Consider the following 25755-nt stretch of genomic DNA (forward strand, 5'->3'; position numbering starts at 1 on the left):
ACAAGTTCCTGCGAATAAAAGGTAAAGGTCGGCAAATCCAATATTTTTTGCCACTATCAGCATTTTTCAGGCACAAATAATGACCTTTGTTCGTTCAAAATGCTGTTTTGATTGGGGAATGACCTGCCTTTCAAAAAACCATCATTGATCTTGCAACGAAAAATAACGCATGTTTGTTGCAATACAGGCCTTTTGGCTGGCGGGACTTGGCCGCACACAACAACAAACTCCTTTTTCAGGACTTCCGATAAATGACTGAAAGTCAAAAATCGGGCGCCACCATCGCCCGTCCGCTCCCCGGTTTTGTCGAATTCGTGGTATTGATGGCGATCACGATTGGTCTGGTCGCGCTTTCGATCGATAACCTGTTACCGGCATTCGGCCCGATTGCCACCGATTACGGCATCGAAGACGGCAACCGCATGCAGTTGCTGATCTATGTCTTCATGATTGCCTTTGGCCTGATGCAGATCGTTTATGGTCCGCTGGCCGACAGCTTTGGCCGCAAGCGTATCTTGATGCTGGGTCTTTCGATTTATGCCATCGGCACGGTCATGGCGATTTTTGCCGACAGTTATGACCACCTTCTGATCGCGCGTTTCGTTCAGGGACTTGGCGCGGCGGCCCCGCGCGTATTGACGATTGCGATTACGCGTGACTGTTTCGAAGGCCGCGAAATGGCGCGTGTCATGTCGTTCGTGATGATGATCTTTATCATCGTGCCGGTCTTTGCCCCGGCATCGGGCAGCCTGATCCTGGCGCTTGCCAACTGGCACATGATTTTTGTCAGCACCCTTGTGCTGGCGATCATTATTGCCGTCTGGTACAGCCTGCGGATGCCCGAAACACTGCATCCGGAATACCGGCATAAACTGTCACTCAGCCGGATTGCGCGCGATATCAAAACCACCATCACCAACCGCCAGGCGCTGGGTTATGCAACGGCGATGGGGCTGATGTTTGCCTGTCTGATGGCTTATATCGGATCGGCACAGCAGATTTTCGAAACCGAGGTTTACGGACTTGGCGTCTGGTTCCCGCTGGTATTCGGGATGATCGCCGCCTGCATGAGCGTTTCATCCTTCGTCAATGCCCGGCTTGTACGCAAGATCGGCATGCACAAACTCTCCCAGGGCGGGCTTCTTGTGATGGCAATCAGCAGCCTGATCAATCTGGGCATTGCATTTGCCTTTGACGGTACCCCGCCGCTTCCGGTGTTTGGTGTGGGTCTTACGGTCACACTTTTCTGCTTTTCGATGACCATGCCAAACTTCAATTCACTGGCGATGGAACCGGTTGGCCGGATTGCCGGCACCGCATCCTCGATGATCGGGGTTTACAGCACCCTGATCGGTGTTGTCGCAGGCGGGATCATCGGCCAGTTGTTCAATGGTACGGTCATTCCGCTGATTGGCGGTTATCTGGCTCTTGCCGTGCTGGCCATCATCATTGTCGGCATCACCGAACGCGGGAAGTTTTTCCACGCGACGCATTGATGACCGACCAAATGTAAAAAAGCCCCGCAGCCGGAAAGCTGCGGGGCTTTTTTGTTTTGTACGATCACGCCTGACGCGGATCGTAATTCAGGTTCGGTGCCAGCCAGCGTTCGGCTTCGGCCAAAGTCATGCCCTTACGCTCGGCATAGCTTTCGACCTGATCGCGTTCGATCTTGCCAAGACCGAAATATTTGGCTTCGGGATGGGCGAAATAGAACCCGCTGACCGAGGAGGCCGGGGTCATGGCACAGCTTTCGGTCAGTCTGACACCGACATTCTTTTCGGCATCAAGCAACTGCCACAGCGTACGCTTTTCCGTATGTTCCGGGCAGGCAGGATAGCCCGGTGCCGGTCGGATACCGCGATAGTTTTCGGCAATCAGTTCCGCATTCGGAAGGTTTTCATCCGCCGCATAGCCCCAAAGTTCCTTACGCACCTTTTCATGCATGCGTTCGGCAAAGGCCTCGGCAAAGCGATCACCCAGCGCCTTTACCAGAATGGCGTTGTAATCGTCATGCTCGGCTTCAAGCTTTTTGGCGATTTCTTCGACCTGCGGCCCGGCGGTGACGACAAAACCACCGATATAGTCGGTCTTACCGGATTCCTTTGGCGCGATATAATCGGCAAGGGCCCGGTTCGGACGTTTGTTGTTTTCACGGAACATCTGCTGGCGAAGCGTGCGCAGCATCACCGGTTCGTTCTGATCAGGTGCCGGGGTGACTTCGATATCGTCACCCACCGAATTGGCTGGCCAGATACCGACAACCGCACAGGGCTTGAACCATTTTTCATCGACAATGCGTTTAAGCATCGCCTTGGCGTCTTCATAAAGACCGCGCGCGGTTTCCCCGACTTTCTCGTCATTCAGAATATCGGGGAAACGGCCATGCAGTTCCCAGGTTTCAAAGAACGGTTTCCAGTCAAACCGTTCAACCAGTTCGGCCAGATCAAAGGTTTCAAACCGGGTGATACCGGGTTTGACCGGTGCGGGAATATCGTAGGCATCCCAATCAAGCTGCACCTTGTTGGCGCGCGCGTCCGCAATGGCAAAACGTTTTTTCTGCAATTGCTGGGCGGCGTGTTTTTCCGCCATCGCGATATATTCTGCACGGATTTCGGCGGCAAAACGTTCACGGTGGGTTTCAGATACAAGCTGGCTTGCAACCCCCACCGCACGCGATGCGTCAATCACGTAAACCACCGACTTGTTATAGTTCGGGGCGATCTTGACTGCGGTATGGACCTTGGACGTGGTTGCGCCACCGATCAGAAGCGGGATATTGAGCCCCTCGCGTTCCATTTCGGCCGCGACATAGGTCATTTCTTCAAGCGATGGCGTGATCAGGCCAGAAAGACCGATCATGTCGACCTTTTCGGCCTTGGCGGTTTCGATGATTTTCTGGGTCGGCACCATCACGCCAAGGTCAAGGACCTCGAAATTGTTACATTGCAGGACCACGCCCACAATGTTCTTGCCGATGTCATGGACATCGCCCTTGACCGTCGCCAGCAGGATTTTGCCGTTGGTTTCGCGCACACCGTCCTTTTCTTCCTCGATGAACGGGATCAGGTAAGCAACGGCCTTTTTCATCACGCGGGCGGATTTGACCACCTGCGGCAGGAACATCTTGCCCGCACCAAACAGGTCACCCACCACATTCATACCGTCCATCAGCGGCCCTTCGATAACGTGAAGGGGCTTATCAGCCTGTTGGCGGGCTTCTTCGGTGTCTTCTTCGACGAACTCGGCAATGCCGTTGACCAGCGCATGGGCCAGTCGTTCATTAACCGGCTTTTTACGCCATTCCAGATCGGCTTTTTTCTCTGGTCCGCCGGTGCCTTTGTATTTTTCGGCAACTTCGAGCAGGCGGTCGGTCGCATCCGGACGACGGTTCAGGATCACGTCCTCGACCCGTTCACGCAGTTCAGCCGGGATTTCCTCATAGACCACGAGCTGACCGGCATTGACGATGCCCATATCCATACCGGCCTGCGTTGCATAATACAGGAACACGGAATGCATCGCTTCGCGGACCGGGTTGTTGCCCCTAAACGAGAAGGAAACGTTGGAAACACCGCCGGAAATCTTGGCGTATGGCAGGCGTTCCTTGATCAGCTTGCAGGCTTCGATGAAATCGACGGCATAATTGTCGTGCTCCTCGATCCCGGTCGCAACCGCAAAGATGTTTGGATCGAAAATGATATCTTCGGGCGGGAAGCCGACCTTGTCGACCAGCACGCGATAGCTGCGTTCGCAAATCTCGATCTTGCGGGTAACGGTATCGGCCTGCCCTTTTTCATCAAACGCCATCACGACGACGGCGGCACCATAACGGCGCAGAAGGCGTGCCTGCTTGATGAAGGGTTCCTCGCCTTCTTTCAGGCTGATCGAGTTGACGATCCCCTTGCCCTGAAGACATTTCAGACCGGCTTCGATCACGTTCCATTTGGAACTGTCGATCATGATCGGCACGCGGGCAATATCGGGTTCAGCCGCCAGAAGATTAACGAATTTGACCATCGCCGTTTCGGCATCCAGCATCGCATCATCCATATTGATGTCGATGATCTGCGCGCCGTTTTCGACCTGCTGACGGGCAACATCAAGGGCTGCGTCGTAATTTTCCTCGACGATCAGGTTTTTGAACTTGATCGATCCTGCGACGTTCGTGCGTTCGCCGATATTGATGAATCTTGAAATGTCACTCATGGGTCTGTTCGATCTCTTTTTTTCAGCTTCCCGGCATCAGGCGGCGTTGAATGGTTCCAGGCCCGAAAGACGCATTTTCGGTTCAATCACAGGCAATTTGCGCGGGGTCGCATTTGCCACCGCATCGGCAATCGCCTTGATGTGGGGTGGCGTCGTGCCACAGCAGCCGCCCAGCAGATTGACCATGCCGGTATCGGCCCATTCCTTGACCAAGGCCGCCATTTCGGCATCCGACTGATCATATTCACCGAACTCGTTGGGCAGGCCCGCATTGGGATAAACCGAAACACGGCATTCGGCAATGCGTGACAGTTCCTGCACATAGGGGCGCAACTGTGCCGCCCCCAATGCACAGTTAAGCCCGATCGAGAACGGCTTGGCATGACGGACCGAATTGTAAAACGCCTCGGTCGTCTGCCCCGAAAGTGTCCGGCCCGACGCATCGGTGATCGTGCCCGAAATCAGAACCGGCACATCTTCACCGCGTTCTTCAAGCACTTCGTCGATGGCAAACAGGGCCGCCTTGGCATTGAGCGTATCGAAAATGGTTTCAACCAGAAGCGTATCCGCCCCGCCATCCAGAAGACCGTTCACAGCTTCCTTATAGGCTTCGCGCAGCTGATCAAAATTAACCCCGCGGAAACCCGGATTGTTCACATCGGGCGAGATTGATGCGGTGCGGTTGGTCGGGCCGATGGCACCATTGACAAAACGCACATCGCCGGGATGGGCGGCTTCCCATTCATCGCAGGCCGCGCGCGCGATTTTGGCACTTTCGTAATTGATCTCGTAGGCAAGGCTTTCCATACCGTAATCGGCCTGCGCAATTGTCGTCGCACTAAAGGTATTGGTCCCCTGAAGGTCCGCACCTGCGGCAATATATTGCAGATGGATATCCTTGATGATGTCGGGCTGGGTCAGGGACAGCAAGTCGTTATTGCCCTTCACATCCTGTTTCCAGTCGGCAAAGCGTTCGCCGCGGTAATCTTCCTCGGTCAGCTTGTGCTTCTGGATCATGGTGCCCATCGCACCATCAAGGATCAGGATTTTGTTTTCGGCCCGTTTACGCAGCAGGGCAATGCGTTCCTTGCGGTCATTCATCATCGTCATCCAGTCGTTTTGATCATGCAGGCTTTCTGGCGGGTGGTTCAGGCAGCAGCCTGTGCAACACCGCGAATACCCAGCGCATGACAGATGGCATATGTCAGTTCGGCACGGTTTAACGTATAGAAATGGAAATCGGTAACACCTTCGGCCATCAGGCCTTCAACCTGTGAAATGGCTTCGTGGAAGGCGACCATGCGGCGCGTATCGGGATCTTCGTCAAGGTCTTCAAACCGCCAATGCAGGCGCTTGGGCACCGATGCGCCGCACATATCGGCAAATTTCAAAAGCGATCCGAAATTGGTCACCGGCAGGATACCCGGCACAATCGGTGCGGTGATCCCGGCGGCAACACATTTGTCACGGAATCGAAGGAACACCTCGTTATCAAAGAAGAACTGCGTGATCGCGCGGTTCGCACCGGCATCGATCTTGTGCTTCAGATATTCGATTTCGAAATCGGCACTGGGCGCATCCGGGTGGGTTTCCGGATAGGCCGAAACCGAAATATCGAAATCCGCAATCCGCTTAAGCCCTTCGACCAGATCAACCGCATAAGGATATCCCCCCGGCGTCGGCACATATTTATCGCCCGCATCAGGCAGGTCACCGCGCAGGGCAACAATCGAACGGATGCCTTCATCCCAGTAGTTGCGCGCGATACCTTCAATTTCTTCCTTGGTGTGACCAACACAGGTCAGGTGGGCGGCCGCCGGAATGCCGGTTTCGCCCTGAATGCGGGTGACACTGCTATGCGTGCGGTCACGGGTTGACCCGCCTGCCCCATAGGTTACCGAAACAAAAGACGGGTTCAACGGGGCCAGACGGTGGATCGAACGCCACATGGTTTCTTCCATCTTTTCCGTTTTCGGCGGAAAGAATTCGAACGAAATCCGCAAATCGCTGCGGGATGTTCCCTGTGGTGCGATGTCGTTTTTAACCGTCATTCTTTTAATCCTGTCTTGTCGTTCCGGTGGAACGGGTCGTTATTCATCATTATTATGGTATCAAGCTGCCGGTTTGTTACTCGGCAGCTTCGTTATGATTGTTCGCTATCTGCGCCTTCTGTTCCTTTGCGGACGCATGTGCAGACCAGATTCGCACAGTCAGGGGCTTGCCCGGCAGGCTTATGACATCGCCGGGCGAAAGTTCACATGCGCGAAACCACGTATTGATCGCCCCGTCTTCAAAGCCAAGCCGCCGATGCGCGTGCTCTTCGCGCAGTTCTTCGCGGTCATGGGTCGCAAAATCAACCACCATCAGCCTGCCATTAGGCGCCAGAACGCGGGCAGCTTCGGCGATGGCGGCTTCGGGGCGTTCGGCGTAATGCAGCACCTGATGCAGGGTCACAACATCAAACATTCCGGCCGGATAAGGCAGTTGATACATATCGGCCTGCCTTACCAGACAGTTCGAAAGATCGGCGCGCTGCAAGCGTGCGCGTGCGACCGCCAGCATCTCGCGCGACATATCAACGCCGACGCCCTCTTCGGCCGTTTTGCCCAGAAGTTCCAGAATCCGGCCCGTACCGGTCCCGATATCAAGAATACGGCCCCCGGAAAGATCGCCGATGGCGTCAATAAGCGCCCGTTCGACCACCGCTTCGTCGATATGAAGTGACCGGATTCGATCCCAGTCATCGGCATTCGCACGGAAATATTCCGTCGCAATCTGTTCGCGCTGCGCCTTGACCTGCTCAAGCCGGGTACGATCAAGCAAGAGGGTTTCGTCATCGCGGGGCAACAGATCAAGAACCGGCTGCAACAGTTCGGCCCCCGGACCTGTATTGGGTGTGCGATAAAAAACCCATGTCCCTTCACGGAATCGGACAAGCAAACCGGCTTCGCACAGCAATTTCAGATGACGTGACACACGTGGCTGGCTCTGCCCGATGATCTGGGTGATCTCGCTGACCGTCAGTTCGCATTCGGCACAGATCGCCAGCAGGCGAAGACGTGTCGCCTCTGCCGCCGCGCGTAACCTTGCAAGGACCTGTTCCATTTCGCTGCCTCCGCTAACTCCGAAAAGACATAAAGATATGTTTATATTTAATCAAGACCTATTTACCCACCCCAAAGGAGTATGGCAAAAAAGCAACACGCCAAATCCCATTGATCGGGCACATAATTTTGTGTGCTGGTGTTTAAACTTTCCCTATGCTAACCACATTGGTATCTGAGACGTGCGCGATGCATGGTCCTGTTTTCTTCGCGGGCAACAGGACAGGTAGCGTTTTTGAAATCCCGATTTCAAAAACGTCTCGGGGTCGGGGAAAGTTTGTATCGAAAATCGTTTGGCAAAAAATAATGAAGCTTCGAACTTTGCTTTCGCTGTGCGCTGGTGCATCTCTGTCCATGCTGACAGCATGCGCGTCCACCCAGCCGGCACAGGACATGAGTGACTATGACCCTCTCGAACCGGTGAACCGGGTCGTGCACGGGGTTAATGGTGCCGTAGACTTTATGGTCCTTTACCCAGCCGCCATGTGGTATCGCGACATTGCACCGCAGCCGGTAAAAACCGCTGTCCGCAGTTTTGTGCGCAACATCGGCGAGCCGGTGAATGCATTGAACTCGCTGCTGCAAGGGGAACCTGATCAGGCGGCTGACACCGTTCAGCGCTTCATCATGAACACCACCATCGGCTTCCTTGGTTTCAATGATGTGGCTGCCGATTTCGGCATCGAATATCATTCAGAAGATTTCGGCCAGACTCTTGGCCATTACGGTATCGGCGGCGGTCCTTACATCGTCCTGCCGCTGCTTGGTCCGTCGAACTTGCGTGATACGACCGGCATTGCCGTTGATTACGTGGCAAACCCGATGACCTGGGGCAGCCGAAACAGCGATACCCTTGATAATCTCTATCTTGGTTCGCTGGCTTTGACCGCACTTGACGCACGCTATCGCACGCTCAACCAGCTCAACGAATTGCAACAGACGTCGATTGACTATTATGCTGCATTGCGTAGCCTGTACCGTCAGCAACGCAACGCCGCCATTCGGAACGGTGCAGATCCTTCGGCACCGAATTTCGAAGACGAAAGCGCTTCTGCCGACTTCGACGATGCGTTTGAAGCTGCGGCAAATTAATGGTTCGATCGAACATGAAAAGCAGATTTACGATTCCCGCACTGGCGGCAGCAATCGTTAGCGCGACCGGCCTTCTGGCCGGTCCTGCATTTGCAGGTAATGCAAACACCGCGCCGTCCCTGACGGTAGAGGTCGCAGTAAGCAGCAACGCATCCGAGGTAATCAAGACTCTTGCGAATGAAGCGATTATCGGCCTGACCGACCAGTCGCTTAGCAACGATACCCGTCGGCAGAACTTTGTTGCGCTGATGGACCGTTACTTCGCAATGGATGTGATTTCCCGGTTTGTTCTGGGACGTTACTGGCGCTCGATCTCCGAGGAAGAACTCAACGAGTTCGCCGATCTTCTTCAGGACTATCTGGCGCTTAACTACGCCAGCCAGTTCAAGGATTTCAATGGCGAGCAGTTCGTTGTCGGCGACGAGAAACAGCAGAACAAGGATACCTTCGTCAATTCGCAGTTTGTCCGCCCGGATGGTCCGCCGGTTTCGATTATCTGGCGTCTGCGTGAATTTGGCGACGAGTACAAAATCATCGACGTCACCGTCGAAGGGCTGAGCATGGGCATCACCCAGCGCGACGAATTCACCGCCGTCATCCAGAAAAACGGCGGCAAGGTCTCTGCGCTGACCGAAAATCTGCGCGAAAAAGTCGGAAAATAACTCCGTCACGACCGTTACGGAAATCAAAAGCCACCGGTGATTTTCCGGTGGCTTTTTTAATGCATCCCCCGATGGGGATAATGAAAGGCCGCCCGGCAGGAAAGTGGGCGGCCTTTTATTGTTAACCGCGCGTCAGCGGCTTGTATTTGATGCGATGCGGGCGGTCGGCCGCGTCACCGTAACGGCGTTTATAATCCGCTTCATATTCCTGATAGTTGCCTTCGAACCATTCGACATGCGAATTGCCTTCGTAAGCCAGGATGTGGGTCGCGATACGGTCAAGGAAGAAACGATCGTGCGAGATAACCACGGCACAGCCGGCAAATTCCAGCAGACCTTCTTCAAGCGCGCGAAGCGTATCGACATCAAGATCGTTGGTCGGTTCATCGAGCAGCAGGACGTTAGAACCGGATTTCAGCATCTTGGCAAGATGAACGCGGTTACGTTCACCACCGGAAAGCTGCCCGACCTTTTTCTGCTGATCCGCCCCCTTGAATGCAAACTGCGACACATAGGCGCGCGAGCTCATCGGGCGTTTACCCAGAAGGATTTCGTCCAGACCGTCGGAAACTTCCTGCCAGACGGTTTTGTTCGGATCAAGCGAGTCACGCGACTGATCGACATAGCCCATCTTGACCGTTTCACCGATCTTGAGCGTCCCAGCATCGGGTGTATCGCTGCCGGTCAGCATTTTGAACAAAGTGGTTTTACCCGCACCGTTCGGACCGATCACACCAACAATCCCGCCCGGCGGCAGACGGAAATGCAGATCATCAAACAGAAGCTTGTCACCAAATGCCTTGGTCAGGCCTTCGGCAGTGATCACCTCGTTACCAAGGCGTTCGGCAATCGGAATAACAATCTTGGTTGAATCCGGAACCGCTTTTGCCGCTTCGGCAACGAGATCGTCATAGGCACGAACACGGGCCTTGGATTTCGCCTGACGGCCTTTCGGGTTCTGACGGATCCAGTCAAGCTCGGATGCCAGCTGTTTCTGACGGCTACCTTCCTGACGGGCTTCCTGTTCCAGACGCTTCTGCTTCTGTTCCAGCCAGGATGAATAGTTGCCTTCATACGGGATGCCCTGACCACGGTCGAGTTCAAGAATCCAGCCGGTAACGTTATCAAGGAAGTAACGATCGTGGGTAACCAGAATGACAGTACCCTGATAATCTTCAAGGTGACGTTCCAGCCACGCCACGGATTCGGCATCCAGATGGTTGGTCGGTTCGTCAAGCAGCAGGATGTCGGGCTTTGCAAGCAACAGACGGCAAAGCGCGACACGGCGGCGTTCGCCACCGGAAAGCTTGGTCACATCTGAATCCTTGGGCGGGCAACGCAGCGCATCCATGGCGATATCAAGCGTACGCTCAAGATCCCAGCCATTGGCCGCATCAATGCGTTCCTGCAATTCACCCTGCTCGGCGAGGAGATTATTCATCTCGTCATCGGTCATCGGCTCGCCAAAGGCCATGCTGATTTCATTGAAACGTGCGAGATCGTCAACGATCTGACCGCAACCTTCCATGACGTTGCCCAGAACATCCTTTTCCGGGTTCAGCTGCGGTTCCTGTTCAAGGTAACCGACGCGAACACCTTCGGCTGGCCATGCTTCGCCGGAATAATCCTTTTCGATGCCCGCCATGATTTTAAGCAGGGTCGACTTACCGGCACCGTTGTTCCCGAGAACACCGATTTTCACACCCGGCAGGAAGGATAGCGTAATGCCTTTGAAAAGTTCGCGACCGCCCGGAAGGATCTTGGTCAGGTCCTTCATGACGTAGATATACTGGTAGGATGCCATTAAATTCCCCATCCAAAATGTGAGAAATCCCGGGCCATGCCGGGACATGCGGATGGTCGCAATGCGACCATCCAGAAAGCTTTGCCCGTTTGTAACCGACCGGCCCCTTACAAACAATGACAAACAATCGCAATCGCTGTGATGCGCTTTGAATCTGCATCGGTGGAAACGACGCGGGCAAAACCGCGCCCGGAAATACACCTCTCGGGGAAAATCAACCGTTAATAATGCATAATCAAGCAAATATACGCGTATTTCGATTAAAAACAGGCTGCCATTGTGCAGCGCAGAAAAACATCGAAAAAATGGCGGTTTTGGTAGGTTTTTGCAGCATTTCCAGCAGGTTGAGAACCCCGGGCGCGCGAATGTCTACGACTAATGATTAGCTTCTTGCGCATTCTGAAAACTGTTATCGAATTCGTTGGCAATGGTGCGTGCAAACACCACCACTGCATCAAAAGCAGGCGGACCGGCACAAAAAAAGAACTCAATAGCCGGTCGGCAGGGAAGTTTTCATTTTCTAGGAAGGAGACGCGCTATGGATGAGCAAAGCGCAGCCTACTGGAAGCGAAACGTAAAACTGGTGACCACCTTGTTGATCATCTGGTTTGTCGTTTCCTACGGTTTCGGCATCTTGTTTGTCGATGTGATGAACAACATCAAGATTGCGGGCTTTGAACTCGGGTTCTGGTTCGCCCAACAGGGGTCCATTTACGTCTTTGTCGCGTTGATTTTCGTTTACGTGTCCAAGATGAACAAACTGGACCGTGAATTCGACGTTCGCGAAGACGACTGACGTCGGTGAAAATTCCGGATCCGGGGAGACAGACAAATGGATCTTACTACCCTTACCTATATCGTCGTCGGCCTGAGCTTCGCGCTGTATATCGGCATCGCGATCTGGTCACGTGCGAGCACCACCGGCGAGTTCTATGTCGCTGGCAAGGGCGTTAACCCGGTCGTCAACGGTATGGCGACCGCCGCAGACTGGATGTCTGCTGCATCCTTTATTTCAATGGCCGGTCTGATTGCCTTCCTTGGCTATGGCGGCTCGGTCTACCTGATGGGCTGGACTGGCGGCTACTGCCTGCTGGCAATGCTTCTGGCACCTTACCTTCGCAAGTACGGTAAATTTACCGTGCCGGAATTCATCGGGGACCGGTACTACTCCAAAACAGCGCGTATCGTTGCTGTTATCTGCCTGATCTTCATTTCCTTCACCTATGTTGCAGGTCAGATGCGCGGTGTCGGTATCGTGTTCTCGCGCTTCCTTGAAGTCGAACTCCTGACCGGCCTGATCGTCGGCATGGGCATCGTCTTCGTTTATGCCGTTCTTGGTGGCATGAAGGGGATTACCTACACCCAGGTGGCGCAATATTGCGTGCTGATCGTTGCCTATACCATTCCGGCAATCTTCATCGCCTTCCAGCTGACCGGCAATCCGCTGCCGCAGCTGGCATTCGGTTCGACGGTTAACGGTACGGGCGATCATATGCTTGATCGTTTAAACCAGATCGTGACCGAACTGGGCTTCCTTGAATATACCACCACCAACAAATCGACGATCGACATCTTCTGCATCACGCTTGCGCTGATGGTCGGTACGGCAGGTCTGCCGCACGTTATCGTCCGCTTCTTCACCGTTCCGAAAGTACGTGATGCACGTTCATCGGCCGGTTGGGCTCTGGTATTCATCGCGCTGCTTTACACCACTGCCCCGGCAGTCGGTGCGATGGCTCGCCTGAACCTGACGGAAACCGTGCAGATCGGTGCGGTTGGTGATCCGGAAGGCAACCTTAAAATCGAAGATCGTCCGGATTGGATGACCCGTTGGGAGGCCACCGGTCTTCTGAAATTTGAAGACAAGAACGGTGATGGTCGTATCCAGTACTATAACGATGCCAATGCCGAATTTGCCGCCAAAGCCGCTGAATATGGCTGGGCCGGTAACGAACTGAGTGTTGACCGGGACATCATGGTTCTGGCCAACCCGGAAATTGCACAGCTTCCGAACTGGGTGATTGCCCTTGTCGCAGCCGGTGGTATTGCCGCCGCACTGTCAACGGCAGCCGGTCTGTTGCTTGTGATTTCCTCGGGCGTTTCGCATGACCTTCTGAAGGGCACGTTTACGCCAGATATGACAGAAGGGCAGGAATTGATGGCCGGGCGGATTGCGGCAGCCGTCGCAATCGTGATTGCCGGTTATCTTGGATACAACCCGCCTGGCTTCGTGGCACAGGTGGTGGCCTTCGCCTTCGGTTTGGCGGCGGCATCACTGTTCCCGGTTATCATCATGGGGATCTTCTCCAAGAAGGTTAACCGCGAAGGTGCGATTGCAGGGATGCTGGTCGGTCTGATCTTCACCATGGGCTATATCATGTCCTACAAGGGCATCTTTATCCCGGTACTGATCGAAAACGTTCCGGCAAACTGGCTGTTCGGCATTTCGCCGGAAGGCATCGGTGTTGTTGGTATGATCCTGAACTTCCTCGTTGCGTTCGGCGTTTCGAAAGTTACCGCAGAACCGCCGGAACATATCCAGCACATGATTGAAGATATCCGTGTTCCGAAAGGAGCCGGTAGCGCCGTTGACCATTAATCGGTCGACTGGTTTGCAAGAAACCTGTTGCTGGCCCCCGGAATTACCTCCGGGGGCCTTTTCTTTTGCCGCGAACTCGGGCAACAATGCATCACGACAGGGAGGAAGGTCATATGAGTCTGGAATTAAAAGAAATCAGCGATTTCCTTAAGCAGCATCACCCGTTCGACCTTTTGCCTGACGACGTGATCAATGCCCTGCCCAAACGCCTGACCGCGCGCTATTTCCGCAAAGGGACGAAAGTCCTCTCACCTGAACAGCAATGCCTGCATCTGCACATCATCCGGACAGGCGGAACCGAAACACGCGATCCCGATGGCCAGCTTCTTGCCCGCCTTGGCGAAGGTGAATGTTTCGGCGTACGCGCGATGTTCCGCAATGGCAAGGCCGCCAACAACATCACCATGCTCGAAGACAGCCTTGTCTATCTGCTGCCCGAAAAGGATTTCCACGATCTGGCGGGGAAATACCCGCAATTCAATTACTTCTTTGAACAGATGGGCGGTGCCCGACTTCGAAGCGGCATGCAGTTGCTTGAAAAGCGTGATGATGATCAGCTTAAACTGATGTCCATCCGGGTTTCCGATCTGATCGCGCGTGATCTGGTCAGTATCGATATCGGCGCATCGATTCTCGAAGCAGGCAAGCTGATGAGCGCCGAACGGGTTTCCTGCCTGCTGATCACGCAAAACGGCGATGAAGTCGCAGGCATCATGACCGATCGCGACCTTCGTAATCGGGTCGTTGCCGAGGCCCGATCGTTTGACGAACCGGTGACCAACATCATGACGCCGAACCCGATCAGCATCGGGCCGGACGATTATGCCTTTGACGCACTTCTGACCATGACGCGTCACAATGTCCGACACCTTCCGGTGATGAAGGACGGTAAGGCGATTGGTATGATCACCACCAATAATCTGCTGGCCCGCCAATCGCTTTCGGCGGTTCATATGGTCGGGCGCATTCGTAAAATGACCAGACCCGCCGATATGGCAAAGGTCATCGCACAGGTGCCCGAACTGCTAAGCAACCTGATCGAAGCCGGGGCGACATCGCGCAATGCCGGGCACATTGTCACAACACTTTCGGATGCGGCAACATCGCGCCTGCTGCAACTGGCCGAGGAAAAATTTGGTCCCCCGCCCGTACCCTATGTCTGGATGGCGGGCGGATCGCAGGGGCGACAGGAACAGACCGCCCTGTCGGATCAGGACAATTGCCTGATCCTTGATGACGCCTATGATCACGATCAACACGGGGACTATTTCAAGTCATTGGCCGATTATGTTTGCGATGGCCTTGATACCGTCGGCTATGTCTATTGCCCCGGCGAAATGATGGCGAAAACCGCCGAATGGCGGCAGCCTGTCCGTGTCTGGCAGCAATATTTCAACAAATGGATCGAACAGCCTGAACCCAAGGCATTGATGCTGTGCTCCGTCTGGTTCGACTTGCGGCCGATCCACGGGACGCGGTCGATTTTTGAAGACCTGCATCGCATGATCATCACCAAAGCCAAGGGCAACCGTATTTTCCTGGCTTACATGGTCGGAAATGCTTTGACCCATCACGTGCCGCTTGGCTTCTTCAAGAATTTCGTGATGGTTCGTGGTGGTGAACATGACCGCACGCTCGATATGAAGCATAACGGGGTTGTACCGATTGTTGATCTTGCGCGTATTCACGCATTGGCCAACGGTGTTGATGCGGTCAACACCTATGAACGGCTGGAGGCCGCAATGACCTTCCCCTCGATCAGCAAACAGGGGGCGTCCGACCTTCTCGATGCATTTGAATTCATCAGCATCACCCGGCTGAAACATCAGGTCCGGCAGATCCGCAACGGGGATCGCCCCGATAACTTCCTGCATCCCGAAAGCCTGTCGGCGTTTGAACGCACCCATCTGAAAGACGCATTTTCGGTGATCAAAAACCTGCAGACCGCCCTTGAGAACGCCTTTGGCAAAAGCGGGACATAACAATGGGTCTGCGTCAGAAAATCGTCGATAGCGACTTTTACCGCCAGATGGTGCAACGTCGGGCGACCGGGCCGCTTCGTTCCTATTACGACATCCCCGCCGCCGATCCCGATATGCCGATCCGGAATGTCGAATTTGTCGCCCTTGATCTGGAAACCACCGGTCTCGATCCGAAACACGATGAAATCGTCTCGATTGGCTTGGTGATCATTCGTCAGCTCGCAGTTGATTTTTCAAGCTGTCAGCATCTTCTGGTGCGGCCGAAAAAGGAACTCAGCGAAAGCTCGGTAATCGTGCACCGCATTTTCGACAGCGACGTCGAACAGGCCCCCGATATCGAGATCGCGCTGGCCCATATCCTACCCATTCTGGCCGGGCGGGTTCTGGTGGCCCATCACGCGCCGATCGAGCTCGGTTTCCTTGGTCATGCCTGCAAACGTTACTTTGGTGCATCTTTGCAGATTCCGACCGTCGATACCCTGGTGCTGGCTCTTCGTGATCTGCACCGGCAGGGACAACCGATGAAATCGGGCGCGCTGAAACTTGAAACGCTGCGCCATACCCATAATCTGCCACCCTATCGTATTCACAATGCCCTGTCGGATGCGATTGCCGCGTCGGGCCTGTTTCTGGCACAGATTGCCAAGCGTGATCCGAAAGGCGAACTTGAGCTTCGCCGCGTGCTGCGTTAATCGGTAATCAGGGGAAACGGGAACACCCGCCAGACCGATCCCGTCATAACAATAAATCAGGGGACTTCTTGCCGGATGTATGTGTTTATTATCACGACCGTTGTGGTCGGTTTTGCCTGTGCCGGTGTGGTCATGTTGCTGTTCCGCCTTTGGGGACGCAAGGCACCGAAATATGTCATCCCCTTTGTCGCGGCGATTGGCATGTTTGCCTATATGATCTGGGATGAATACAGCTGGTTTGACCGCTATGCCGGTCGCCTGCCCGGCCAGATCGATATCGTGCAGACCTTTGCCGATGAAAATCCCTTTGCTCCCTGGACACTGATTTCAGCCCCGATCAACCGCTTTACCGCGATTGACCGGGAAAAGGTCGTCGCTAATCCGGACAATCCTGGTCAGAAACGGGTCACGACCCTGCTTCTGAAAAAGGGTGCCGAAACGCTGGCCCTAACCCATCTGGTGGATTGCAATGGCGGAACACGCGGCTACATCACCGCTCAAACCGCCCTTGATGGCAACGGATTCCCGATTGGCATCGAAGAATGGTTTACGATGGACGAAAACGATCCGCTGCGTTCGGTCTGTGACTGACCTGATCCAATTCAACCGAAAATTCCCAAACAGGATCGGCCATGCCGGTCCTTTCTTTTTTGGCCACCACGCCCCGGCAGGCTCCATCTGATGGCACAGATGGTTGACGTTCCGCTATATTTCACTGAATATAGCGGGAAATGATCATCTGCTCCGTTCATCCTCCAGCCCGGAATTTTGCCATGCGCGATCTGATCCGAACCGCTCTTGCGTCCCTGTTGTTTCTGGCTGCCGCAACCACCGCCCGCGCCGAAGAAATCACGGTCTTTGCCGCCGCCAGCCTGACCGATGCCATGACGCAGGTGGCCCAAAGCTATGCCACGGCAACCGGCGACACATTGCAACTGTCCTATGCCAGTTCATCGACACTGGCCCGTCAGATCGCGGCGGGGGCCCCGGCTGATTTATTCATCTCGGCCAATCAGAAATGGATGACCTGGCTTGCTGATCAGGATCTGATCGCCGCCAACAGCCGCCATGATCTTCTGGCCAATGCGCTTGTTCTGATTGCCCCCGCCAACAGTAACCTTGAACCGATCACAATCAATTCCCAAACCGATCTGACCAACCTGATTGGTGACGAGGACCGCATTGCCGTTGGCGATCCGGACCATGTCCCCGCAGGCATCTATGCCAGGCAGGCACTTGAAAACCTTGGTCAGTGGGAAACCGTCGAACCAAGGCTGGCGCGTGCCGACAATGTGCGCGCCGCCCTGGCACTGGTGGAACGGGGCGAGGCACCGCTTGGCATTGTCTATGCCACCGATGCCGCCATCGCGACCGATGTTAAAATCATTGCCACCTTCCCCGAAAACAGTCATCCGGCCATCACCTATCCGGTTGCCATCACGGACGGACAGACCAAACCCGCAACCGCAAAATTGCTGGCGTGGCTTTTGGGGGATGACGCGGGCACCATTTTTGCGGAATATGGTTTCAAACGCCCGGCAACCAGCCCAAAGACACAATAACAAACCATGATCACACTCACCGAAGCCGAGATCGAAGCCCTGCTGCTAAGCCTGCGCATTTCCGGCGTGGCGGTGATATGTGCCCTGCCCTTTGCCATTCTGGCCGCTGCCCTTCTGGCGCAGGCGCGCTTTCCGGGCAGGATTTTGGTCGATGCACTGGTGCATCTGCCATTGATCCTGCCACCGGTTGTGATGGGCTATCTTTTGCTGATCAGTTTTGGCACCCGCGCGCCGCTTGGCGCGTGGTTGCTGGAAACGTTCGATATCCGCCTGATTTTTAGCTGGACCGGTGCGGCACTGGCCGCGGGGATTGTCAGCTTCCCGTTTCAGGTGCGCGCCATCAGGCTGGCACTGGAAAATATCGACCCCGGCCTTTATCACGCCGCCGAAACGCTGGGGGCCGGGCCGGTTGACCGGTTCTTCAGCCTGACATTGCCGCTGGCCCTGCCCGGTATCATTGCCGGGGCGATTACCGCCTTTGCCGCCAGCCTTGGCGAATTTGGGGCCATCATCACATTCGTGTCCAACGTTCCGGGTGAAACACGCACCCTGCCGCTTGCGATCTATACCGCGATCCAGACACCGGGCGGCGAACTGGCCGCCGCACGCCTTGCGGCCATTTCCATTGGACTTGCCCTGATCGGGCTCGTGCTTTCGGAATTTGCCATGCGCCATATTCGCAAAAGGGCCCGCGCATGAGCATTTCCGTCGATATCCGCCACAAGATCGGCAAGCTCGACCTCCATGCGCAGTTCGACATTGCCGAACCCGGCATTACCGCCCTTTTTGGCCCGTCGGGCAGCGGCAAAACCACGATCATCAATGCGATTGCCGGGTTGCTGCGCCCGGATCAGGGGCGCATCACCATCCACGACCGCCCTCTATTTGACAGCATGCAACGGGTCAATCTGGCACCGCGCAAACGCCGGGTCGGTTATGTCTTTCAGGATGCCAGACTGTTCCCGCATCTGAGTGTCGCGGCCAACTTGTTTTACGCCCATAAACGCAGCGACCGGCCAATGACCCGGTCCGCCTGCGATGATGTCATCGCGATGCTCGGTATCGGCAATCTGTTATCGCGCCGCCCCAACCTTCTTTCCGGCGGCGAGAAACAGCGCGTCTCGCTGGGCCGGGCATTGCTGGGCAATCCGGAAATCCTGTTGCTGGACGAACCGCTCTCGGCCCTTGATCAGGCCCGCAAGAACGAGATCATCCCCTATCTGGAAAATCTGCGCGATGCGCGGCAATTGCCGATCCTTTATGTCAGCCACGCGATTGATGAAGTCGCCCGTCTGGCCGATCATATGGTGGTGATGGAAGGCGGCAAAACGCTTGCCAGCGGATCGGTATTTGACATGCTGGGCCGAACCGACCTTGCCCCGCTTGCCGGGCAGTTCGATACGGGAACCGTACTTCCAGCCACGGTCAAAAGCCGCGACCCGCAGGGGGTCGTAAGCTTCCTTGACTGTGCCGGGCAACGATTTGTCGTGCCCTTCCTTGGCAAGAAATCCGGAAGCCCGGTGCGCCTGCATATCCGGGCGCGTGATGTAATGATTGCCCGAACCGCCCCGACCGGGATCAGTGCTAATAACGTCCTCCCGGTAACGATCCGCGATATCGCCGATAATGGCGGCGATACGCTGGATGTCACGCTGGGGCTGGGTCATGACGATACCGGTGAAAACCGCACAATCCATGCCCGCATCACCCAATGGTCGGCAACACGCCTGAAACTTGCCATCGGGCAAAAGGTCTTTGCGGTGATCAAATCGGTCACGGTCGACGGGCATTTGCGCGCCGACGATCTTTAAGACCCTTCTTCGGTCGGCGGGGATACATCACCCGCCAGTTCATCGGCAAGCTTGCGTAGCTGGTCCGCCAACGCTTCGTTCGCACGGGTTTGCGCATCATCGTAAATCGCAATGATCCGCATCCCCGTCCCGGTCAGGCTGGCCCCGCCACGGCCTGCCCCCCCCATCCGGGTTTCAACAACCGGACTGGCAAAGCTTCTGTTCAATTCTTCAAGCAGCATCCATGCCCGGCGATAGGACATGCCCATCGACCGCGCCGCCGCCGAAATCGACTGTTCACGATCAATCGCGCGCAGCAGATCGATCTTGCCATAACCAAGGCGAACCCCATCGGGCAATTCGATTTTAAGCCGGATTTTAAGGTCGGTTTTGCTCATGACGGACAATCTAGCGCCTTGGTCACATGCGCGCTACTGCCAACCGCGAAACGGGTGTCGATACAATCAGTTAACCGGGCTCACCAGCGTCCCGTCGGCAAACCATTGCGCCAGATTATCGACCACCAACTGCGCCATCGCATCGCGGGTTTCAACCGTGCCGCTGGCGTTGTGGGGATACAGCACGACATTGTCAAACCCGGCAAAGGCACGGTCCATATGCGGTTCATTATGGAACACATCAAGCCCCGCCCCGGCAATCACGCCATCCCGAAGTGCTGCAATCAGGGCCGGTTCATCAATCACCGAACCACGGGCGATATTGATGACAAAACCACGCGGGCCAAGTGCCTTCAAAACGTCGGCATTGATGATCCCCTGTGTCGCCGCCCCGCCGGGGCAGGAAATCATCAAAACATCCGCCCAGTTCGCAAGCCCGATCAGATTGGCTTCATAATGATAATCGACCGGTTTTTTGGACCGTCCGAAATAACCGATTTCCATGCCAATCGGCTCCGCCCGCGACGCAATCGCCTGCCCGATCCGGCCAAGCCCGACAATGCCAAGCTTCTTGCCCCGCGCCGTTGTGGTTAACGGCATCGCTCCCTTTTCCGACCATTGTCCGCTGCGCGCCCAATTGTCGCCAACAACCAGCCGCCGAAGCGTCGCCAGCAGCAGCATGATCGCGGTATCGGCCACATCGTCATTCAAAACATCGGGCGTATTGGAAACGCGAATGCCGCGCGCCGTACAGGCCGCGATATCAATCGCATCATAACCGACCCCGAAACTTGTAATGACCTTAAGGTTCGGCAGCTTCCCGATCAGCTCCGTCGGCACCCCGACCCCGGCGGTCGAAACAAGGGCGGTAATCCTGTCCGCCACTTTGGCCAGAAACGCGTCCTTGTCCGTCGCCTGATCCCAGCGATGCAGTTCGTATTTCGCGGCCAGTTCTTCCATATGACGCGGCCGGATGGCCGAAACAACGAGGATATGTTTGTCAGAACGTGACATCGGGGCTTCTCCGTTGGTGGCGGGAACATCAGATTAGCGGCCCTGCACTTGTAAAACAAGAAAACAGGAAAATTAACAGAACATCGTACATGCCGCCCTGCACTTGCCACCTGTCGCTGCGCCATTGCACACTACCTTTCCGGATGGCGAATATGTACAACAGATATGACGCAAATATCCAATCGCGACGTCGCAAATTCACATCTAATCGTGCAAAATCATGACACTTGGTGGAGCCGCTTCTCATGACGCATTTTTCTGCTTTGTCGCTGTTAAAGAATGCTCTTACAGGACAAAAGAACTGGCAGGCGCAATGGCCCGACAGCCAACCAAAGGCCGAATATGACGTCGTCATTGTCGGTGCTGGCGGTCACGGGCTTGGCGCGGCTTACTATCTGGCCAAGGAACATGGCATTACCAATGTCGCCGTGATCGACAAGGGTTGGCTTGGTGGTGGCAATACCGGGCGTAACACCACGATCATCCGGTCAAACTATCTTTATGATGAAAGTGCCCGTCTTTATGACCATGCCGTTGATCTTTGGGAAGGTCTTAGCCAGGATCTGAATTACAACGTCATGTTTTCGCGCCGCGGCGTTCTGATGCTCGCGCATAATGTTCATGACGTTCAATCGTTTCAGCGCCACATCCATTCCAACCGCCTGAACGGTGTCGACAACCGCTGGCTCACGGCCGAGGAAGCCAAGGAATTCTGCCCACCGCTAAATATTTCGCCCAACGCACGCTATCCGGTCGTCGGTGCCGCCCTTCAGATGCGTGCCGGAACCGCCCGCCACGATGCGGTTGCGTGGGGCTATGCGCGCGGGGCATCGCAACGCGGTGTCGACATCATCCAGAACTGCCCGGTCGCCGCGATCCGCCGGGGGCCGGATGGCGCGGTCGAAGGCGTTGAAACCGCCAAGGGCTTTATTCGTGCGAAAAAGGTCGCGGTTTCGGCTGCCGGTCACACCAGCGTCGTTATGGAAACCGCCGGTGTGCGCATGCCCCTTGAAAGCTATCCGCTTCAGGCACTGGTATCCGAACCGGTCAAGCCGATCTTCCCCTGTGTCGTCATGTCCAACACCGTGCATGCCTATATCAGCCAGTCGGACAAGGGCGAACTCGTGATCGGATCGGGCACCGATCAATATACCAGTTATTCCCAGCGTGGCGGCCTGCCGCTGATCGAACATACGGTTGCCGCGATCTGCGAGATTTTCCCGATCTTCAACCGCATGCGGATGTTGCGCAAATGGGGCGGTATTGTGGATGTGACCCCGGATCGCTCCCCGATCCTTGGCATGACCCCGGTACCCGGTCTTTACGTCAATTGCGGCTGGGGCACGGGCGGGTTCAAGGCCACACCGGGAGCTGCCCATACCCTTGCATGGACAGTTGCCAAAGGCACCCCGCATGACATCAACGCCCCCTTCACGCTGGACCGTTTCCGGACCGGCCGTCTGATTGACGAAGCGGCCGCAGCCGCCGTCGCACACTGAGGAGAACGAACATGCTTCTCATCCATTGCCCCTATTGCGATGAAACGCTGCCGGAACTGGAATTCACCTATGGCGGCGAAGCCCATATCGCGCGTCCGGAAAATCCGGCGGACAAAACCGATGATGAATGGCGCGATTTCCTGTTCATCCGCACCAATGTCAAAGGCCCCCATTTCGAACGCTGGCGTCACGCCCATGGCTGTGGCCGGTTCTTTAACGCCGTGCGCGATACCGTTTCGGACCGGTTCCTGACGACATACAAGGCAGGCGATGCGCGCCCTGATCTTGCTGTTTTGCTTGAAGATGCCGCAAAGAAGGAGCCTTCGAAATGACCGCTTTCCGTGTTCCGGGGCGTGGCCGGGTCCTTCATAATCGGCCGGTTTCATTCACCTTTGACGGTGATACCTATCAGGGGCTGGAGGGCGACACTGTCGCATCTGCCCTGATCGCCAATGGTGTTCACCTGATGGGGCGTTCGTTCAAATATCATCGTCCACGCGGCCCGATTGCCGCAGGCTCGGAAGAACCAAACGCCCTGATCGGAACACGCCGCGGCAAGGGGCAGTTTGAACCCAACACGCGTGCAACCGTGCAGGAAATCTGGAATGGGCTTAAAACCAACAGCCAGAACAAATATCCCAGCCTGAAATTCGATATCGGCGCGATCAATGACCGCCTTTACATGCTGTTTTCCGCCGGGTTCTATTACAAGACCTTCATGTGGCCCCGCTCGTTCTGGGACAAGGTTTACGAACCCTTCATCCGCGCGGCTGCCGGTCTTGGCGTATCGCCGACCGAACCTGATCCGGACAATTACGCGTCACGTTATCTGCATACCGATATTCTGGTTGTCGGTGCCGGTCCTGCCGGTCTTGCCGCCGTACGTGCCGCCGCAGAATCCGGACTGCGCGTAACGCTGGTCGATGAAAATGCCGAACCGGGCGGAACGATTTTAAGCGAACCACAGGCAAAAATTGACGGCAAACCGGCATGGGATTGGCTGGAGGCCGAGCTTGATACCCTGACCGAACTTGGTGTGCGGATCATGACCCGCACCACAGCCATTGGCTATTACCATCAGAACATGATCGGCCTGTGTCAGAAACTGACCGATCATCTCGAAAAACCGGCCGCCAGCACCCCGCGGGAACGCATGTGGCGGGTGCGCGCCAAACAGGTCATTCTGGCGCAGGGTGCCCTTGAAAAGCCGCTGGTATTTGATGGCAATGATCGTCCGGGCGTGATGCTGGCCGGGTCGGCGCAAACCTATCTGAACCGCTATGGCGTGCGCGTGGGTAACAGGGCCGTCGCGGTCACCAGCCATGACAGCGCATGGTATGCGGCCTTTGATCTGGCATCTGCCGGAACGAAGATCGAAGCCATTGTCGACACCCGCCCGAACCCGAATGCCGACCTTGTCAAAGAAGCCACATCACGCGGGATCACGGTCTTTGCCGGTTATACCACAACCGGCACCTCGGGCCGCCTGCGCATCAAATCGGTGCGGATCAACAAGGTTGAAAATGGCACCGTTCTGGCCGCCCAGACATTGGCTTGCGACAGCCTTCTGGTTTGCGGGGGCTGGACCCCGTCGCTCCATCTGTTTTCCCATACCAAGGGATCGCTTAAATGGGATGACGACAGCCAGACCTTCCTGCCCGACCGCATTACCGAGGATTGCCAGATCGCCGGTGCCGGTCGTGGCCTTTGGGGGATCGAAGCCGCCCTTAATGACGGGTTCGCGATGGGGGCTGTTGCGGCCAGGGCGCTTGGCAAAACCACAACGGTCAAAACGCTTTCGGTTGCCGATGACCGCCCCGGTTCGGGTGCCAGCCACACCGAACTTCCGACCGACCTTGATGCTGGCAAGGCCCGCGCCTTTGTCGATTATCAGAACGATGTGACGGCCAAGGATCTGCGCCTTGCCGTGCGCGAAGGCATGCGCTCGATCGAACATGTCAAACGCTACACCACCAATGGCATGGCAACCGATCAGGGCAAGATGTCAAACATCAACGGCCTGAACATTGCCGCCGATGCACTTGGCAAGAAACAGCCCGAAGTCGGCCTGACCACCTTCCGCCCGCCCTATACCCCGACGACGTTCGGGGCGTTTGTCGGCTATCACAAGGGCGATCATTTCGAAGTCACCCGCAAACCCCCCATCGATAGCTGGGCCGAAGAAAACGGTGCGGTGTTCGAACCGGTCAGCCTGTGGCGTCGTGCATGGTATTTCCCCAAGGACGGCGAAGACATGGACGCCGCCGTGCGTCGCGAATGCCGCGAAACGCGCAAATCGCTTGGCATGTTTGACGCATCCACCCTTGGCAAGATCGAGGTGGTCGGCCCCGATGCGGTCGAATTCATGAACCGCATGTATACCAACCCCTGGACCAAACTTGCCCCCGGTCGCACCCGTTATGGCCTTTTGCTTGGCGATGATGGCTATATCCGCGATGACGGCGTGATTGGCCGTCTGACCGATGACCGTTTCCACATCACCACCACCACCGGCGGGGCTGCGCGTGTATTGAACATGATGGAAGATTACCTTCAGACGGAATGGCCGGATCTGAAAGTCTGGCTGACCTCGACCACCGAACAATGGGCGACCATTGCGCTGAACGGTCCGAATGCGCGCAATCTTCTGGCCCCGTTTGTCGAGGGGCTCGATATTTCCGACGAAGCCTTCCCGCATATGTCGATTGCCGAATGCTCGGTTGCCGGTTTCCCGGCCCGCCTGTTCCGGGTCAGCTTCACGGGCGAGCTTGGCTTTGAGGTCAATGTCCCTGCCCGTCATGGCCGCGCCCTTTGGGAAACGCTGTTCGCGGCGGGTCAGAAATACGATATCTGCCCCTATGGCACCGAAACCATGCATGTCCTGCGTGCCGAAAAGGGCTTCATCATTGTCGGTCAGGATACCGACGGGACGGTGACGCCTTATGACGCGGGTTCCGGATGGGCGGTTGGCAAAAACAAGCCCGACTTTGTCGGAATGCGGGCCCTTAACCGCCCGGACCTGACGGCAGAAGGCCGCAAACAACTGGTCGGGCTTCTGACCGATGATGGCGTATCCAAACTTGAAGAAGGCGCGCAGATTGTCCTTGATCCGAACCAGCCGATCCCGATGAAGATGGTCGGCCACGTGACATCATCCTATCACAGCGACGCGGCAGGTCGCCCGATTGCCCTTGCCCTGATCGAAGGCGGCCACGGCAAGACCGGCGAAACGGTTTATATCCCAATGCCCGACCGGACGATCAGGGCCACCATCACCGGCACGGTCTTTTACGACCCCGAAAATGCGCGTCTCAAACTTTAAATTCCAAGGTCATACAAGCGGAGATGACT

Annotated in this window: 21 protein-coding genes; 14 read left to right on the forward strand and 7 right to left on the reverse strand. The window is 55.8% G+C overall.

Annotated features, from left to right (window positions below; translation table 11 throughout):
- Positions 1-251: 251 nt before the first annotated feature.
- The gene (locus ABIE64_RS10325) at positions 252-1496 is read left to right on the forward strand and encodes a multidrug effflux MFS transporter (RefSeq protein WP_354377363.1); all 1245 of its coding nucleotides are present in this window, start codon (positions 252-254) and stop codon (positions 1494-1496) included.
- 64 nt (positions 1497-1560) lie between these two features.
- On the opposite strand, the gene metH is transcribed toward ABIE64_RS10325, so the two are convergent.
- The 4 genes from metH to ABIE64_RS10345 form a co-directional block, all read right to left on the reverse strand.
- A complete protein-coding gene (metH, locus tag ABIE64_RS10330; protein ID WP_354377364.1) occupies positions 1561-4206 on the reverse strand; it encodes a methionine synthase in 2646 nt (881 codons plus the stop codon).
- 36 nt (positions 4207-4242) lie between these two features.
- Complete coding sequence (locus ABIE64_RS10335) at positions 4243-5307, reverse strand: homocysteine S-methyltransferase family protein (RefSeq protein ID WP_354377365.1); 1065 nt, start codon at positions 5305-5307, stop codon at positions 4243-4245.
- A 47-nt stretch (positions 5308-5354) separates the two neighbouring features.
- The gene (gene metF / locus ABIE64_RS10340; RefSeq protein ID WP_354377366.1) at positions 5355-6257 is read right to left on the reverse strand and encodes a methylenetetrahydrofolate reductase; all 903 of its coding nucleotides are present in this window, start codon (positions 6255-6257) and stop codon (positions 5355-5357) included.
- 76 nt (positions 6258-6333) lie between these two features.
- Positions 6334-7311: an ArsR/SmtB family transcription factor gene (locus tag ABIE64_RS10345; protein ID WP_354377367.1), complete on the reverse strand. Its 978-nt coding sequence runs from the start codon at positions 7309-7311 to the stop codon at positions 6334-6336.
- A gap of 305 nt (positions 7312-7616) precedes the next feature.
- On the opposite strand from ABIE64_RS10345, the gene ABIE64_RS10350 reads away from it, so the two are divergent.
- A complete protein-coding gene (locus ABIE64_RS10350) occupies positions 7617-8402 on the forward strand; it encodes an MlaA family lipoprotein (protein ID WP_341364753.1) in 786 nt (261 codons plus the stop codon).
- Positions 8403-8416: 14 nt separating this feature from the next.
- On the forward strand, positions 8417-9064 hold the full coding sequence (locus ABIE64_RS10355; protein ID WP_233495338.1) for an MlaC/ttg2D family ABC transporter substrate-binding protein: 648 nt from the start codon (positions 8417-8419) through the stop codon (positions 9062-9064).
- Between the two features lie 121 nt (positions 9065-9185).
- On the opposite strand, the gene ettA is transcribed toward ABIE64_RS10355, so the two are convergent.
- Entirely contained in the window at positions 9186-10868 is a 1683-nt protein-coding gene (gene ettA, locus ABIE64_RS10360) for an energy-dependent translational throttle protein EttA (RefSeq protein ID WP_007089794.1), read from the reverse strand.
- A gap of 538 nt (positions 10869-11406) precedes the next feature.
- Here ettA and ABIE64_RS10365 point away from each other — a divergent pair.
- From ABIE64_RS10365 to modC, 8 genes are all read left to right on the forward strand, one after another.
- The gene (locus ABIE64_RS10365) at positions 11407-11664 is read left to right on the forward strand and encodes a DUF4212 domain-containing protein (RefSeq protein ID WP_007089795.1); all 258 of its coding nucleotides are present in this window, start codon (positions 11407-11409) and stop codon (positions 11662-11664) included.
- A gap of 36 nt (positions 11665-11700) precedes the next feature.
- Positions 11701-13467, forward strand: a complete 1767-nt coding sequence (locus ABIE64_RS10370) for a sodium:solute symporter family protein (RefSeq protein WP_354377368.1) — start codon at positions 11701-11703, stop codon at positions 13465-13467.
- A 113-nt stretch (positions 13468-13580) separates the two neighbouring features.
- Complete coding sequence (locus ABIE64_RS10375) at positions 13581-15449, forward strand: DUF294 nucleotidyltransferase-like domain-containing protein (protein WP_354377369.1); 1869 nt, start codon at positions 13581-13583, stop codon at positions 15447-15449.
- Positions 15450-15451: 2 nt separating this feature from the next.
- Entirely contained in the window at positions 15452-16141 is a 690-nt protein-coding gene (locus ABIE64_RS10380; RefSeq protein WP_354377370.1) for an exonuclease domain-containing protein, read from the forward strand.
- Between the two features lie 75 nt (positions 16142-16216).
- On the forward strand, positions 16217-16732 hold the full coding sequence (locus ABIE64_RS10385; protein ID WP_354377371.1) for a hypothetical protein: 516 nt from the start codon (positions 16217-16219) through the stop codon (positions 16730-16732).
- Positions 16733-16914: 182 nt separating this feature from the next.
- Positions 16915-17703 carry a molybdate ABC transporter substrate-binding protein gene (gene modA / locus ABIE64_RS10390; RefSeq protein WP_354377372.1) on the forward strand — a complete coding sequence of 263 codons (789 nt, stop codon included), beginning with the start codon at positions 16915-16917 and terminating at the stop codon, positions 17701-17703.
- A gap of 6 nt (positions 17704-17709) precedes the next feature.
- On the forward strand, positions 17710-18402 hold the full coding sequence (gene modB, locus ABIE64_RS10395; RefSeq protein ID WP_085644179.1) for a molybdate ABC transporter permease subunit: 693 nt from the start codon (positions 17710-17712) through the stop codon (positions 18400-18402).
- Positions 18399-19514 carry a molybdenum ABC transporter ATP-binding protein gene (modC, locus tag ABIE64_RS10400; protein WP_354377373.1) on the forward strand — a complete coding sequence of 372 codons (1116 nt, stop codon included), beginning with the start codon at positions 18399-18401 and terminating at the stop codon, positions 19512-19514. The genes modB and modC overlap by 4 nt, the downstream gene beginning before the upstream one ends.
- On the opposite strand, the gene ABIE64_RS10405 is transcribed toward modC, so the two are convergent.
- Positions 19511-19891, reverse strand: coding sequence for a winged helix-turn-helix domain-containing protein (locus tag ABIE64_RS10405; RefSeq protein WP_354377374.1), 381 nt, complete (start codon positions 19889-19891; stop codon positions 19511-19513). The genes modC and ABIE64_RS10405 overlap by 4 nt on opposite strands.
- Before the next feature lie 66 nt (positions 19892-19957).
- Positions 19958-20905 carry a 2-hydroxyacid dehydrogenase gene (locus ABIE64_RS10410; protein ID WP_354377375.1) on the reverse strand — a complete coding sequence of 316 codons (948 nt, stop codon included), beginning with the start codon at positions 20903-20905 and terminating at the stop codon, positions 19958-19960.
- Positions 20906-21150: 245 nt separating this feature from the next.
- Here ABIE64_RS10410 and ABIE64_RS10415 point away from each other — a divergent pair, with 245 nt between their 5' ends.
- The 3 genes from ABIE64_RS10415 to ABIE64_RS10425 are packed head-to-tail and all read left to right on the forward strand — an operon-like array spanning position 21151 to position 25726.
- Positions 21151-22404, forward strand: a complete 1254-nt coding sequence (locus tag ABIE64_RS10415; RefSeq protein ID WP_354377376.1) for a sarcosine oxidase subunit beta family protein — start codon at positions 21151-21153, stop codon at positions 22402-22404.
- A gap of 11 nt (positions 22405-22415) precedes the next feature.
- Entirely contained in the window at positions 22416-22736 is a 321-nt protein-coding gene (locus tag ABIE64_RS10420; protein WP_354377377.1) for a sarcosine oxidase subunit delta, read from the forward strand.
- Entirely contained in the window at positions 22733-25726 is a 2994-nt protein-coding gene (locus ABIE64_RS10425) for a sarcosine oxidase subunit alpha (protein ID WP_354377378.1), read from the forward strand. Before ABIE64_RS10420 ends, ABIE64_RS10425 begins: the two co-directional genes overlap by 4 nt.
- The last annotated feature ends 29 nt before the right edge of the window (positions 25727-25755 follow it).

The sequence above is a fragment of the Thalassospira sp. MBR-102 genome, assembly GCF_040549275.1.
GTDB classification, from domain to species: Bacteria; Pseudomonadota; Alphaproteobacteria; order Rhodospirillales; family Thalassospiraceae; genus Thalassospira; species Thalassospira xiamenensis.

Bases quoted from the DNA above. Each gene is read 5' to 3' on its own strand.
- ABIE64_RS10325 (WP_354377363.1), top strand. From the start codon at position 252: ATGACTGAAAGTCAAAAATCGGGCGCCACCATCGCCCGTCCGCTCCCC.
- metH (WP_354377364.1), bottom strand. From the start codon at position 4,206: ATGAGTGACATTTCAAGATTCATCAATATCGGCGAACGCACGAACGTC.
- ABIE64_RS10335 (WP_354377365.1), bottom strand. From the start codon at position 5,307: ATGAATGACCGCAAGGAACGCATTGCCCTGCTGCGTAAACGGGCCGAA.
- metF (WP_354377366.1), bottom strand. From the start codon at position 6,257: ATGACGGTTAAAAACGACATCGCACCACAGGGAACATCCCGCAGCGAT.
- ABIE64_RS10345 (WP_354377367.1), bottom strand. From the start codon at position 7,311: ATGGAACAGGTCCTTGCAAGGTTACGCGCGGCGGCAGAGGCGACACGT.
- ABIE64_RS10350 (WP_341364753.1), top strand. From the start codon at position 7,617: ATGAAGCTTCGAACTTTGCTTTCGCTGTGCGCTGGTGCATCTCTGTCC.
- ABIE64_RS10355 (WP_233495338.1), top strand. From the start codon at position 8,417: ATGAAAAGCAGATTTACGATTCCCGCACTGGCGGCAGCAATCGTTAGC.
- ettA (WP_007089794.1), bottom strand. From the start codon at position 10,868: ATGGCATCCTACCAGTATATCTACGTCATGAAGGACCTGACCAAGATC.
- ABIE64_RS10365 (WP_007089795.1), top strand. From the start codon at position 11,407: ATGGATGAGCAAAGCGCAGCCTACTGGAAGCGAAACGTAAAACTGGTG.
- ABIE64_RS10370 (WP_354377368.1), top strand. From the start codon at position 11,701: ATGGATCTTACTACCCTTACCTATATCGTCGTCGGCCTGAGCTTCGCG.
- ABIE64_RS10375 (WP_354377369.1), top strand. From the start codon at position 13,581: ATGAGTCTGGAATTAAAAGAAATCAGCGATTTCCTTAAGCAGCATCAC.
- ABIE64_RS10380 (WP_354377370.1), top strand. From the start codon at position 15,452: ATGGGTCTGCGTCAGAAAATCGTCGATAGCGACTTTTACCGCCAGATG.
- ABIE64_RS10385 (WP_354377371.1), top strand. From the start codon at position 16,217: ATGTATGTGTTTATTATCACGACCGTTGTGGTCGGTTTTGCCTGTGCC.
- modA (WP_354377372.1), top strand. From the start codon at position 16,915: ATGCGCGATCTGATCCGAACCGCTCTTGCGTCCCTGTTGTTTCTGGCT.
- modB (WP_085644179.1), top strand. From the start codon at position 17,710: ATGATCACACTCACCGAAGCCGAGATCGAAGCCCTGCTGCTAAGCCTG.
- modC (WP_354377373.1), top strand. From the start codon at position 18,399: ATGAGCATTTCCGTCGATATCCGCCACAAGATCGGCAAGCTCGACCTC.
- ABIE64_RS10405 (WP_354377374.1), bottom strand. From the start codon at position 19,891: ATGAGCAAAACCGACCTTAAAATCCGGCTTAAAATCGAATTGCCCGAT.
- ABIE64_RS10410 (WP_354377375.1), bottom strand. From the start codon at position 20,905: ATGTCACGTTCTGACAAACATATCCTCGTTGTTTCGGCCATCCGGCCG.
- ABIE64_RS10415 (WP_354377376.1), top strand. From the start codon at position 21,151: ATGACGCATTTTTCTGCTTTGTCGCTGTTAAAGAATGCTCTTACAGGA.
- ABIE64_RS10420 (WP_354377377.1), top strand. From the start codon at position 22,416: ATGCTTCTCATCCATTGCCCCTATTGCGATGAAACGCTGCCGGAACTG.
- ABIE64_RS10425 (WP_354377378.1), top strand. From the start codon at position 22,733: ATGACCGCTTTCCGTGTTCCGGGGCGTGGCCGGGTCCTTCATAATCGG.